The sequence below is a fragment of the Terrisporobacter othiniensis genome, from assembly GCF_000808015.1.
Lineage (GTDB): Bacteria > Bacillota > Clostridia > Peptostreptococcales > Peptostreptococcaceae > Terrisporobacter > Terrisporobacter muris.
In genome coordinates this window covers 80,911-94,079 of the sequence record NZ_JWHR01000064.1, presented here as the reverse complement: position 1 = coordinate 94,079, position 13,169 = coordinate 80,911, and the positions used below count along the sequence as shown (strand labels likewise).

The window sequence follows — 13,169 nt, the reverse complement described above, 5'->3', positions numbered from 1 at the left end:
AAAGGGGGAAGGTTGTTATGGAAATAAAAAAGGAAGATGTATCAGCGATTTTGAGGCCTATGGTGGAGATTGTAGGTATGGAAGATTTTATAGAAATTGTTAAAGTATACGGAGGTGATACACTTTACATACCTACATACAAATCATTAAAAATACAAGAGAGAAATAGAAAAATCAGTATAGCCTATGATGGATTTAATGCCAAAGAGCTATCTCAAGTTTATGAACTATCTGTAAGCCAAATTCACCGAATAGCTAGAAGTAAAATCTAAATGTATGGGTAAATATTTTAGACAAATGTTTTAGGAAAATGTTCTATACATGCGTTACTAACGCATACAAAGATTTTCGTATACTATGTAGTTAAGAAGGTTAGCTAGCTTACTTAACTATATTAAAAGGAGGTAATATTATGGCAGTAGTTTCAACTCCCAATGCTTCATCTATAAAAGTTAAATTTGACCATGGAACAGATCTAAATGGAGATAGAGTTATAAAAACAAAGACTTATTCAAGCATAAAATCTGGTGCTTCAAATGATAATATTATGTCTGTGGTCCTTGCTCTTGCAGGGTTACAAGAACATACTTTAGCTGGCACAAATAGATTGGATAACTCATCGTTGTCAGAGTAAAAATTCGCTATACTCATAGCGCCAACGATATGCCTTCATTATCATTTCAGGTATATCCGTTGCTTAAAATTCGCTATGCTCATGGCGCCAACGAGTTACCTTCATTACCATTTTAGGTAACTCCGTTGCTTAAAAATATATGTATTAGGAGGTTAGGTTATGAAAGAGAAAAGGCTTTTAATGACTTTTAAAAATACTTTAGGTAATAGTTTCACTATAACTGTGGATAATCCTAGAGAAGATCTACAAGAGCAAGAGATCATAGATGCTATGAACTTAATTAAGGACAAAAACATATTCCAACCAAAGGGATATGACATAGCTCAATGTGTATCTGCTAAAGTAGTTGACTCTACAACTACTGAGTACGACTTAGAAGTATAGTTAGGAAGTGTGTATATGGAGAATATAGCTACTATGATTGCGAACCTGGGGCTTCCAATTGCCATATCAATGTATTTATTGATTCGCATAGAATCTAAGATGCAAGGTTTGACAGATAGTATAAATGAATTATCAAAAAATATTCTTAATATAAGATAATTTTTAACTAAAAATAGGCACCCTAGAGTAAATCATCTAGGGTGTTTATTTTGTAAAAAATAAAAAAGTAAGGGGTTGTTGAATATGAGTGAAACAAGAGGTAGCTTTACACGATTTGATACTATAAGTGAATTTGAAAGTTATATAAAAAATCTAAAAATAGCACGCAAAGTAAATGGATTGCAAGTTCATCATATGGCACTACCTAATTATGATTGTTTCTATAAATCAAATGGAAATACAGAAGATGAATTAACAAGAACTATAAATCTTAATTCTTATGGCAAAAGTATAGGGTGGGCATGTATAGCACAGCATTTTAATATTTTTCCCAATGGAAAGATAACAACAGGAAGGGATATTAATAAAACTCCAGTAGGTATAACAGGTTGGAATACTAGTAAAATTTGTATTGAAATTTATGGAGATTTTGATAAAAATAAAGATATAATGAAGGCAACGCAAAAAGAAGCTGTCATAGCAGTGTATGGCATACTATGTGAAAAGTTAAATCTAATTCCTTCCACTTCTACAATTAGACCACATGCATGGTTTACAAGTGGTGGAACATATCTAGGGGATTACTATGCAAGCAAATCTAGAAAAACTTGTCCAGGAACAAACTTCATGGGATTTGGAAATTCAAAAAGTGCCTTTGTTAATAATTTTTATCCTCTTATAAAAAATTACATGTCAAACAGAAGTATATCAAAAGAGCAATCTAATGAAGGAAAATATATAGTTAGATATCTGCAAACTACTCTTAATAATGTATATAAATGTAACTTGCCTGTAGATGGTATTTATGGAAAGGCTACTAAATCTGCTGTTAAGAAATATTATTTGAAAATAGGATGCAAGGGTGATCACGTAGTTTGGCTGCAAAAGGCATTGATTAATAGAGGACATAGGGTTGAGGTTGATGGAAGTTTTGGAAGTAAAACAAAGGCTGCAGTAATATCTTACCAAAAATCAAGGGGGCTAAGTGCAGATGGATATGCTGGGGTTGATACTCATAGGGCTATTGTTAATGATTGAGTCTGTGAAAATTAGTTAAACAATATAGAAATAATAAAGTAAAGATGTTTTCCAGAAACTTAATTAGTAGTATCTATTATTCCAACTTGTTGTCCTGTAGATGCAGTTTGGCCATAGCTCATACTAAATACAAGAAAGGTGTTGTTGTAAGAAAAGCTGCACATTTTTCTATATATGCAGTTATAAATTTTTATGATAGAATAATTGATGAAACTATATGCAAAACTTATGGAAAATAAATTTTGGGGGGCAGTATGAGAAAGAGAATAAGAAAAGCAATAATACCAGCAGCAGGTCTAGGGACTAGATTTTTACCTGCAACTAAGGCACAAGCTAAGGAAATGTTACCAATAGTAGATAAACCAACTTTACAATATATAATAGAAGAAGCAATTGAGTCAGGTATAGAAGAAATACTAATAGTTACTGGTCGTAATAAGAAATCTATAGAAGATCATTTTGACCGTAGTGTAGAGCTTGAGTTAGAACTTGAGAAAAAAGGTAAAATAGAAATGCTAAATATGGTTCAAGATATATCGAATATGGTAAATATTTGCTATATTAGACAAAAAGAACCAAAAGGTCTAGGACATGCTGTTTATTGTGCAAAAAGCTTTATAGGAAATGAGCCTTTTGCAGTATTACTAGGGGATGACATAGTAGATTCTGAGACACCTTGTTTAAAGCAAATGATAAGTGCTTATGATGAGTATAAAACTTCTATTTTAGGTGTTCAAGAAGTTGCTAGAGAAAATGTGGACAAGTATGGTATACTCGATGTTAAACACATAGAAGACAGGGTATACAAAGTGAAAGATATGGTAGAAAAGCCAGCAGTTGATGAAGCACCATCTAACATAGCAATATTAGGGAGATATATAATAACTCCAGAAATATTTAATATATTAGAAAATCAAGCGCCAGGAAAGGGTGGGGAAATCCAACTTACTGATGCTCTTAAAACACTTGCTACTAAGGAAGCTATCTACGCATACAACTTCCAAGGAAGAAGATATGACGTTGGAGATAAATTAGGATTTTTACAAGCAACTGTAGATTTTGCATTGAAAAGACCTGAGCTTAGAGATGATTTCATATCATTCTTAAAACGTAAATCAGAAGAGAGAGATGATAGAGCTGTGGAATTAGAAGTGGCTATGACTACAGAATAATTTTGACCTTACCACAAAAATTCATAAGACCAAGGGTAAAGTTGCGTTTAGTTAAAATACTTATAGAATGTGAGGGGTGAATCTTATATATATATTAAATTTTATCAGAGGTTTCTGTATGGCACTGGCAGACAGTGTTCCTGGAGTATCAGGAGGTACAGTAGCATTTATACTAGGGTTTTATGATGATTTTGTAAATTCTTTAAATAATTTGATATCTAGAGGTAAAACAGATAGAATAAAAGCTTTTAAGTTTTTATCTAAAATAGGAGTTGGATGGGTAACTGGTTTTATATTATCAGTTCTATTTATAACATCTATATTTGAAAAAAATATATATGAAATAAGCTCATTATTTTTAGGATTTATAATAGCATCTATTCCGCTAATAATTAAATCGGAAAGAAAAATACTAGAAGGTAATAAAAAAAATATGCTCTTTTTAATAATAGGAATAATTTTAGTTTGTGCAATAACTTACTTTAATCCAATGACAGGTAGTGGTTTGAGTTTTTCTATTAAGTTGGAGAATTTAAGTGTAGGTTTTGGAGCATATATATTTATATCTGGCATGATAGCCATATCAGCTATGGTTTTACCAGGAATATCAGGTTCTACCATATTATTAATATTTGGCCTTTATACACCAATACTTAACGGGATAAAAGGAATACTTAAATTAAATTTTGAATATTTACCAGGTATAATTATATTTGGGGTAGGAATTTTAGTTGGTGTTTTAGTAACTGTAAGAAGTGTAAGAGCGTTACTTAGGAAGTTTAGGTCACAGACTATATATTGCATCATAGGTCTTATGATAGGATCTACATATGCAGTTATTATGGGACCGGCATCATTGGAAATACCACAAGTTCCAATGAGTATAGGGAGTTTTAGTATAGCATTTTTTACTATAGGATGTACATTAGTTCCAGCTTTGGAAATGCTTAAGATTGTACTTAAAAATAAAAGCGTAGTATCAGAAGATGAGGCGAAGACAGAGTGTATTTAAAAGGAAATTCGATGTGAGCATATTGATAATAGGTAAATAGGAAAAGTAGTATAGATTAGTTCAAATGGATTTTATAAAATTATCATACCAAAGTAGAAAAAATATACTTACTTTATAGGGTATATTATTATAAGTGAAAATCGTAAGTGATTTTTGAAGTATATAGTACACCGAATTTATTATAATAGTATAGAGTTTATTAATTAAGAGAAAAAGTCTGTCTCACAAGCAATAAAAAATGTTGTGTGACAGCTTTTTTTGTCTCAAGTATTAATAGTAGTACAGTGTGAAGAATACCTAAAGAATTTTATGTTAATATATTAAAAAGTGGTAAGCTATATAAGATTAAGTATAATAATAAAATAGGATATATTAATGAAAAATATATAAAGTTACATAATGTATAAAAGGTAAAAAATATAAGAATAATACAAGAAAAATTTGCAAATTAGTGTAAGTAATTGTATAATAAAAAGATAAAATATAAGAAATATAGCGAGGGAAAAGACAATGAAAATAGCAATAGCAGGAACAGGGTATGTAGGACTATCAAATGCTATACTATTAGCACAACATAATGAAGTAGTTGCAGTAGATATAATACAAGAAAAAGTAGACATGATTAATAATAAAATATCTCCAATTGTAGATGCAGAGATAGAAGATTATTTGGCAAATAAGGAGTTGAACTTAGTTGCAACAACAGATGCATTTAAAGCATATAAGGACGCTGAGTTTGTTATAATTTCAACTCCAACAGATTATGATCCGGAAAAGAATTATTTCAATACAAGAACTGTAGAAGCTGTTATAGCCAATGTATTATCTATAAATCCAGATGCTACTATGGTAATAAAGTCAACAGTACCAGTTGGATATACAGAAAAAGTAAGAGCAATGTTTGAAACTGAGAATATAATATTCTCACCAGAGTTTCTAAGAGAAGGTAAAGCGCTATATGATAATTTATATCCTTCAAGAATAATTGTTGGGGAGCAATCAGAAAGAGCAGAAAAATTTGCGTCTCTTTTAAAACAAGGTGCTATAAAAGAAGAAATACCAGTACTGTTTACACATTCTACAGAAGCAGAAGCTGTAAAACTATTCTCGAATACGTATTTAGCTCTTAGAGTAGCATACTTCAATGAGTTAGATACATATGCGGAACTTAGAGGATTAGATACAAAACAAATAATAGAAGGGGTAGGCTTAGATCCAAGAATAGGTGGACATTATAACAATCCATCATTCGGGTATGGCGGATATTGCTTGCCTAAAGATACTAAACAGTTAAGAGCAAATTATAAAGATGTACCTAATAACATAATAGGTGCTATAGTTGATGCGAATAGAACTAGAAAAGATCATATAGCAGATCAAATAATAAAAAGAAATCCTAAAGTAGTAGGAATAAATAGATTAACAATGAAGACTGGTTCTGACAACTTTAGAGCATCTTCTATACAAGGTATAATGAAGAGAATTAAGGCTAAAGGTATTGAAGTAGTAGTATATGAGCCAGTATTACAAGAAGAAACATTCTTTAATTCTAGAGTGATAAGAGATTTTGATGAATTTAAATCTATATCAGATGTCATAGTTTCAAATAGATTATCAGAAGATTTATATGATGTGGAAGAAAAGGTTTATACTAGAGATTTATTCAAAAGAGATTAAATGTATTAATAAAGGATAAATATAAGAATGGTTTCAGATAAATAATTAATTAAATAGAATAAGATTTAAAAAACTATTTTGATTATAACTGTCAATATTAAATTATGATGTAAGCAATAAGTTGACTTATATCCATGGTAAAGAACAAGTTTTAAAATTAAATACAAATTTTAAAGTCTATGTAATTTGCATAGGCTTTTTGAATGGGAAATTTAGCTTCATTATAAAATACCAGCGTTAAAGATGGTTATGGTATATTTACTATAATAAAATGTTAAAAAGTATATTTATGAATGTTGTGAAAACATCACTGATTAGGGGGGAATACTTTGACAAAAAAATTACATATAGAGGCCTTACGAATAATTGCAATTTTTTTAGTAATATTTAATCATACTGGTACTTTTGGGTTTCAGGCTTATTTAAAAACAAATAGTGGAATACTATACATAATATATTTATTTATGGCTATAATATGTAAAATTGCAGTTCCTATTTTCTTTATGATATCAGGAGCATTATTGTTAGGTAAAGAAGAGTCTATATCAGATCTGTATAAAAAGCGTATATATAGAATATTGATTGTATTATTGTTATTTTCTTTTTTACAATATATATATTCTATACGTATTAATATAGGCAATTTTAATATAATAGAATTTTTGAAAATAATTTATAAGTCACCAATAGTTACTCCATATTGGTATTTATATTCATATATTTCGTTTTTAGTAGTTCTACCTTTATTAAGAAAAATGGTAAAAAATATGGATAAGACAGATTATAAATATTTATTTGGAATATGGATATTGTTTACCTTTATTACAAGTATTATTGAAAAGCAAGTGGGTTTATCCATAAACGCTAGATTAACTTGTACGTTTTTAAAAGATAGTATATTTTTCCCTATAGTAGGTTATTATTGTGAAAATTATTTTGAAGATTATAAAAGAAAAAATGTGTTAATAGTTGTTTTTTTATTCTCTATATTATGTGTTATAATTAGTGCATATTTTACGTGGAGTGAAATAAGTATGACAGGTGATTTTAAAACACAAAAGTGGTTAGGTGCTTTCATAGCAGTTCCAACTATTTTCACTTATTTGTTTGTGAAACTCATATTTGATAAAATTACAGTGAATGAAAAAACTAGTAATTTATTATGCACTATTGGTGGATGTACATTTGGTATATACTTAATTGAGGAATTTTTACGTAGATTGTTTTTATACAAATTTATATATTTATTAAAGCCATTTATTAAAACCATGCCAGCATGCTTAGTAACTGTTACTTTAATAATTATTATTGGAAGTATAATTATTTTGACTTTGAAAAAAATACCTTTATTGAAAAAAATATTATAATATAAATAAGCTGTGTTACAAAGTTTGAAGTACTTGTACACAGCTATTTAAATTGTTGATTTTTGAGTATATATAGAAAAAGTTATATGTATTAGTCAAAATGTGTAATTTTATACTTGTATAAAAAAATATACCGTGATAGTATAATTAATATACTTTATTGAATGATACCAATTATAGTGAGAGATATTAGGTAAAAAGATTTTTATATATATTTATATCGATGGAGTATAAAAATAGAATTACGGGGGAATGAGGTAATTTAGTGGAAAAAAGTATAATAAATCATAAAATTAGTAAAAAAATCAAACCATATGAAAGCTTTTTTTATTTACTTTGGAAAAGAACTTTTGATTTTATAGCATCTTTTGTTGGGTTAGTTATATTATCGCCATTATTTTTTATAGTAGCTCTACTTATTAAGATAGAGAATCCTAAAGACAAAGTAATATTTGCACAAACTAGATGTGGAAAAAATGGAGAATTATTTTCCATGTATAAATTTAGAAGTATGGTGACTAATGCTGAGGACTTATTAGTAAATTTACAAGAATTTAATGAGATGGATGGACCGGTATTTAAAATAAAAAATGATCCGAGAATAACCAAAGTTGGTAAATTCATACGAAAAACAAGTATAGATGAGTTGCCACAACTTTTTAATATTCTAAAGGGAGATATGAGTTTTGTAGGACCAAGACCTCCTATACCATCTGAAGTAGAACAATATAACCAGTATCAAATTCAGAGATTACTTGTAAAGCCAGGGTTAACTTGTATATGGCAAGTTAGCGGTAGAAACACTATCGGATTTGATGAGTGGGTAGAAATGGATTTGCAGTATATAGAAAACAGAAATTTAATCCTTGATTTGAAGCTGATATTTAAAACATTCAAAGTTTTGTTAGGTGACGAGACAGCATCTTAGTTAGTTTAATAAATAACTAAAACTGTTTAATGTAGACGGTGAAAAAATTAAAAACCATCAGTATAATAATTAACTATTATCTGATGGTTTTATTCGTGTTTAAGGGAAAATGAACGATTGGAATATTTTAAGTTAATGTTATTATCAGTGGTACTTATAATAGAATTGAAAGGTGCCATACCTTTAGGAATAGCTATGTAATTGAACCATATATATGTTTATTTTATATGAAATATTTCTTTAGGAAATTTAACAATAATTATTTTAATAGTAATTGTATTAATAATATTTTATTCAAGATATAAAAATAAAAATATATTAATTAATGAAAATAAATAAAAAATAATATGGAATTAACAAAAATAACAAAATTAATAAAATTTGTTATATAATATAAAATGGTTATATTGTTATAGAGCAATCTAGAAGTTAGAAGCGTATGAAAATATTGGAGGATTTATACTTTATGAAAAAAAGTAGTAAAAAAAAGATTTGTTTTGCTGCATCTTCAGGAGGACATTATGAGCAATTATTAATGCTAAGGCCATTAATAGAAAAATATGATAGTTTTATACTTACAGAAAGAACAGATTATTGTTGTGATGTACAAGGTCAAAGAGTATATTATTTAAAGCAAGTTAATAGAAAAGAATTGTCTTTTATACCGAGAATGGTTATAAATTTATTTAAAACTATACAAATATATATAAAAGAAAAACCAGATGTGGTGATTTGCACAGGGGTATTAGCTATGATACCTATGTGTTTGATAGCTAAATTATTTAAGAAAAAATTAATTTATATTGAGTCATTTGCAAAAGTTACCTCAGGAACTGAAACAGGTAAACTTATATATAAGTTTGCAGACAGATTCTATGTTCAGTGGGAACAAATGCTAGATGTATATCCCGATGCAATTTTTAAAGGAAGCATTTATTAGGAGGAAAATAATGATATTTGTAACTCTAGGTTCACAGAAGTTTCAATTTAATCGACTATTAAAAGAAATAGATAGGTTAATAGAAGCAGGCATTATAAGAGAAGAAGTTTTTGCACAAATAGGTTACAGTGACTATACGCCTAGAAACTTTAAATGTAAAAAATTTTTAGGAAGAGAAGAATTTATTAGTACTATGAATTCATGTGATAAAGTCATAACTCATGGAGGAACAGGTGCTATTGTAGGTGCATTAAAGCAAAACAAAAAGGTTATTGCTGTTGCTCGTCTTGCAAAGTACGGAGAACATGTAGACAACCATCAACTACAGTTAATGAAACAATTTGATAGCATGAATTTAATATGTTCATGTGAAGATTGCGACCAACTGGAAGAAGCAGTGAAAAATATTGATAATATGAACTTTAATAAGTATATATCAAATACTAATACGATTATTAATTCGTTGATAGAGTTTATTGAAGAGATTTAGAGAAAGGTTATTAAGGATGAAAAATATTTGTGTTATAGTTAATAAATATCCCAATGAAGTTGATCCAAGTGGTTTAGTATTTGTTCAACAATTAGTATGGGCAATGGCAGATAAAGGAATTAAAATGTCTGTAATATGTCCTCTATCAGTAAACTTGAATTTTAAATATTCAAGGATTCCATATAAAAAAATAGAAATGACTGAAAATAATAATGAAGTAGAAGTTTATTTCCCTAAATTTATTGGCTTCGGTCAATCTCATAGGATTTTGGGAAAGAGTCCAGCACCTCTTACTACAAACTTATTTACTAAATCTGTAAGAAAAGTTATTTCTAAAATGGAGGAAAAACCAGATGTAGTGTATGGTCATTTCGTAACGCCAGCAGGAATTACTGCGGCTAGAATGGGCAGAGAGTTGAATATACCATCTTTTATGGCACATGGAGAATCTACAAATTGGTCGATAGAGAATTTTGGTGCTAGTGAGGTGGCAAAAGAGTTAGAATCTTTAGCAGGAGTAGTAGCTGTATCAGGAAGAAATAAAGATTTATTATTGGATGAAAGAATAGTTACAGAAAGTTTGATAAAAGTGTTTCCAAATGGATATAGAAAAGAAAGATTCTATCCAAGAGATAAAAAAGAATCTCGTGAAAAGTTTGGATTTGAAGAAGATGACTTTATAGTAGGTTTTGTAGGAAGCTTTGACGATCGTAAAGGAGTATTAAGGCTGGAAAAAGCAGTTGAAAACACAAGAAATGTAAATTTTGCATGTGCAGGAAAGGGTAAGCTAGTTCCGACTAGCAGTAAGTGTTTATTTGCAAAACCCATAAATAACGAAGAATTACCATACTTCTACAGTGCTGTTGATGTTTTTGTGCTTCCAACATTAAATGAAGGGTGTTGTAATGCTATAATAGAAGCCTTAGCTTGTGGTACGCCAGTTATATCATCTGATAAACCTTTCAACAATGAAATATTAGATGAAACATGTTCTATCAAAATAAATCCTGAAAGTGTGGAAGAAATACAACAGGCTATTGAAAAGCTACATGAGGATAAAAAACTAAGAGATAGTCTAGCTAAGGGTAGTATAGAGAAGGCTAAGACTTTGACGTTAGAAAAAAGAGCTGAAAATATTATTAAATTTATAAGTGAAAGAAAGGATATATAGAATGAAAGAGTTTATAAAAGACCCTTTGAAATTGTTTAATAAATTATTAAACAAAACAATGCCGTTTTTAGATAACGAAGTTAATATATCTCCTGAACATCTTTTTTACTTCTCATATATAACTTTTATGGTAGTGAACTTTTTCTTTAAATTTACTACATTAAAAAGCTTTTTCGGAGTAGATCCTGATTTGTTGGCTAAAATTATAATTTATCCATTATATGCACTTTTATTTATAAAGGTAATCTGTTACCAAAATTATAAAAAAAATGAGATATTAAAAATTGTTTTAATAGGAACCCTTATTTTTATATCAGCGTATTTTAGTGGTGTTAAATTGTTGCTAACAGCTTTTATATTTATTGTAGCTGCCAAAGATATTGATATAAATAAAGTTATTAAGTTAACCTTATTTATACAAATTTTGTGTATTTCTATTATTGTAATGTTAGCTTTAAGTGGAGTTATAGAAAATAGAATTTTTACTAGACGTGACGGAGATATAAGATATAGTTTAGGATTCACACATCCAAATGCATTTGCAGGTCAAATTTTACAATTAATTATTATTAGTGTATGGATTAGATGGGAAAAGTTCAACTACAAAGATTATTTAATACTATTACTATTAGGTTTGTTTATTCTTAAGGTATGTGATAGTAGAACAAGTTCTTTATTAATTTTTATTCTTATAATTATGGTAGCTATTTATAAATACCTTGAGCATAAACCTATAAAAAGAATTGATATATTGAATAAAGCTATATATATTGGAACTCAAATATCTATTATAATGAGTTCGGTTGTAAGTATAGCACTAGGTGTACTATATGATCCTAATAATAAGATTTACTTTTTAATAAATAAACTGCTTAGTGGAAGGATAAAGTTGCTTCATGATTATTACATTAATCAAGGGTATTCTATAATAGGTCAAAAAATAGAAATTATATCAACATATGCTTCTAAAAAAACAGCCTTATATGATACTACAGCACTGGATAATGCTTATGGTCATATAGCTGTTAGATATGGAATAATAATATTAATTGTTTTTGTTATAGGATATTATTTAGTTGCAAAAAAAGCTTTCAAAGAAAAAAATATTAAAGCATTAATATGTATATTTATTTATATATTATTTGGAATAACAGAAGTATATATATTTAATCTACCGTATAATGTATTATTTTTATTATTTGCTATAGCTATATATTCAGATAAAAAAATAAGCAATTAAACAACCTTGAAATATAAATTAAGAGAAGTATAAAAAGGAGAATATGAAATGTCTAGCAAAATAAAGAAATATATTGTTTCACCATGGAGATTATTTAGGCCTTTAGGGGATAGAGGTTTATTTAATTGGATGAGTGATAAAATGTATTTAAAAATTTTATATAGAACAGAGTTAGGTAAAAAACTAGATTTGAAAAACCCAAAGACTTTTACAGAAAAATTACAGTGGCTAAAGTTATATTATAGAAAAAATGAATTTGCTTATAGAGTAGATAAGTATAAGGTTAGAGAATATATAACTGAAAAATTAGGTGAAGAATATTTAATACCACTTATAGGAGTATATAATAGTGTGGATGAAATTAATTGGGATGAATTACCTGAAAAATTTGTATTAAAATGTACTCATGGCTCTCATTGTAATATTGTTTGTAAAGATAAAAATAAATTGGATATAGAAAAATCAAAAGCTAAACTTAATAAATGGATGAAAAAAAGTTGGTTTTGGTTTGGAAGAGAATGGCCATATAAAAATGTTAAACCTAGAATTATTTGTGAAGAATTTATGGTAGATGAAACGCTAAATGACCTTCCAGATTATAAATACTTTTGCTTTAATGGGGAACCAAAATTAGTATTATTTTGTCAAATGAGAGATGAAGAAGGGATAGCTCAAGTTGATTTTTATGATAATGATTGGAATATGACTGCTATTATTGATAAGGAAGATCTAATAAACCATTCACCGGTTAAAAGGCCTGAACAACATGAAAAGATGCTGGAGTTAAGTAAGCTATTATCTAAGGAGGATCCATTTGTAAGAGTAGATTTTTATAATATTAATGGGAAAATATATTTTGGAGAAATTACCTACTATCCTTGGTGTGGAATAAAAAAACTTGAAATGGATGAGATGTTAGGTAGTTGGATAGAATTACCTAAAATGGAGGTAAAATAA

Annotated in this window: 16 protein-coding genes; all 16 read left to right on the top strand. The window is 28.3% G+C overall.

Going from position 1 to position 13,169, the window contains the following annotated elements; all coding sequences use genetic code 11:
* The first annotated feature begins 17 nt into the window (after positions 1-17).
* The 16 genes from QX51_RS06415 (at position 18) to QX51_RS06350 (ending at position 13,169) form a co-directional block, all read left to right on the top strand.
* Positions 18-272: a Mor transcription activator family protein gene (locus tag QX51_RS06415; RefSeq protein ID WP_039679072.1), complete on the top strand. Its 255-nt coding sequence runs from the start codon at positions 18-20 to the stop codon at positions 270-272.
* 140 nt (positions 273-412) lie between these two features.
* Positions 413-634, top strand: coding sequence for a DUF1659 domain-containing protein (locus QX51_RS06410; RefSeq protein WP_039679071.1), 222 nt, complete (start codon positions 413-415; stop codon positions 632-634).
* Between the two features lie 159 nt (positions 635-793).
* Entirely contained in the window at positions 794-1,018 is a 225-nt protein-coding gene (locus QX51_RS06405; RefSeq protein WP_039679070.1) for a DUF2922 domain-containing protein, read from the top strand.
* Between the two features lie 15 nt (positions 1,019-1,033).
* Positions 1,034-1,177: a YvrJ family protein gene (locus tag QX51_RS19890; RefSeq protein ID WP_082007800.1), complete on the top strand. Its 144-nt coding sequence runs from the start codon at positions 1,034-1,036 to the stop codon at positions 1,175-1,177.
* Positions 1,178-1,261: 84 nt separating this feature from the next.
* Positions 1,262-2,215 (top strand): peptidoglycan recognition protein family protein, encoded by a 954-nt coding sequence (locus QX51_RS19410; RefSeq protein WP_052232914.1) that lies wholly within the window; start codon positions 1,262-1,264, stop codon positions 2,213-2,215.
* Positions 2,216-2,259: 44 nt separating this feature from the next.
* A complete protein-coding gene (locus QX51_RS20590) occupies positions 2,260-2,454 on the top strand; it encodes a hypothetical protein (RefSeq protein WP_161791906.1) in 195 nt (64 codons plus the stop codon).
* Between the two features lie 15 nt (positions 2,455-2,469).
* Entirely contained in the window at positions 2,470-3,387 is a 918-nt protein-coding gene (gene galU / locus QX51_RS06395; RefSeq protein WP_039679069.1) for a UTP--glucose-1-phosphate uridylyltransferase GalU, read from the top strand.
* A gap of 118 nt (positions 3,388-3,505) precedes the next feature.
* The gene (locus QX51_RS06390) at positions 3,506-4,399 is read left to right on the top strand and encodes a DUF368 domain-containing protein (RefSeq protein ID WP_302466947.1); all 894 of its coding nucleotides are present in this window, start codon (positions 3,506-3,508) and stop codon (positions 4,397-4,399) included.
* A 510-nt stretch (positions 4,400-4,909) separates the two neighbouring features.
* Positions 4,910-6,076: a nucleotide sugar dehydrogenase gene (locus tag QX51_RS06385; protein WP_039679068.1), complete on the top strand. Its 1,167-nt coding sequence runs from the start codon at positions 4,910-4,912 to the stop codon at positions 6,074-6,076.
* Between the two features lie 329 nt (positions 6,077-6,405).
* A complete protein-coding gene (locus QX51_RS06380) occupies positions 6,406-7,443 on the top strand; it encodes an acyltransferase (RefSeq protein WP_039679067.1) in 1,038 nt (345 codons plus the stop codon).
* Positions 7,444-7,708: 265 nt separating this feature from the next.
* On the top strand, positions 7,709-8,371 hold the full coding sequence (locus QX51_RS06375) for a sugar transferase (RefSeq protein WP_039679066.1): 663 nt from the start codon (positions 7,709-7,711) through the stop codon (positions 8,369-8,371).
* Positions 8,372-8,837: 466 nt separating this feature from the next.
* Positions 8,838-9,311, top strand: a complete 474-nt coding sequence (gene pssD, locus QX51_RS06370; protein ID WP_039679065.1) for a PssD/Cps14F family polysaccharide biosynthesis glycosyltransferase — start codon at positions 8,838-8,840, stop codon at positions 9,309-9,311.
* 10 nt (positions 9,312-9,321) lie between these two features.
* A complete protein-coding gene (gene pssE, locus QX51_RS06365; RefSeq protein WP_039679064.1) occupies positions 9,322-9,801 on the top strand; it encodes a PssE/Cps14G family polysaccharide biosynthesis glycosyltransferase in 480 nt (159 codons plus the stop codon).
* A gap of 16 nt (positions 9,802-9,817) precedes the next feature.
* Positions 9,818-10,972, top strand: coding sequence for a glycosyltransferase family 4 protein (locus QX51_RS06360; protein ID WP_039679063.1), 1,155 nt, complete (start codon positions 9,818-9,820; stop codon positions 10,970-10,972).
* Position 10,973: 1 nt separating this feature from the next.
* Positions 10,974-12,212 carry a hypothetical protein gene (locus QX51_RS06355; RefSeq protein WP_039679062.1) on the top strand — a complete coding sequence of 413 codons (1,239 nt, stop codon included), beginning with the start codon at positions 10,974-10,976 and terminating at the stop codon, positions 12,210-12,212.
* Positions 12,213-12,260: 48 nt separating this feature from the next.
* Positions 12,261-13,169, top strand: coding sequence for an ATP-grasp fold amidoligase family protein (locus QX51_RS06350; protein WP_039679061.1), 909 nt, complete (start codon positions 12,261-12,263; stop codon positions 13,167-13,169).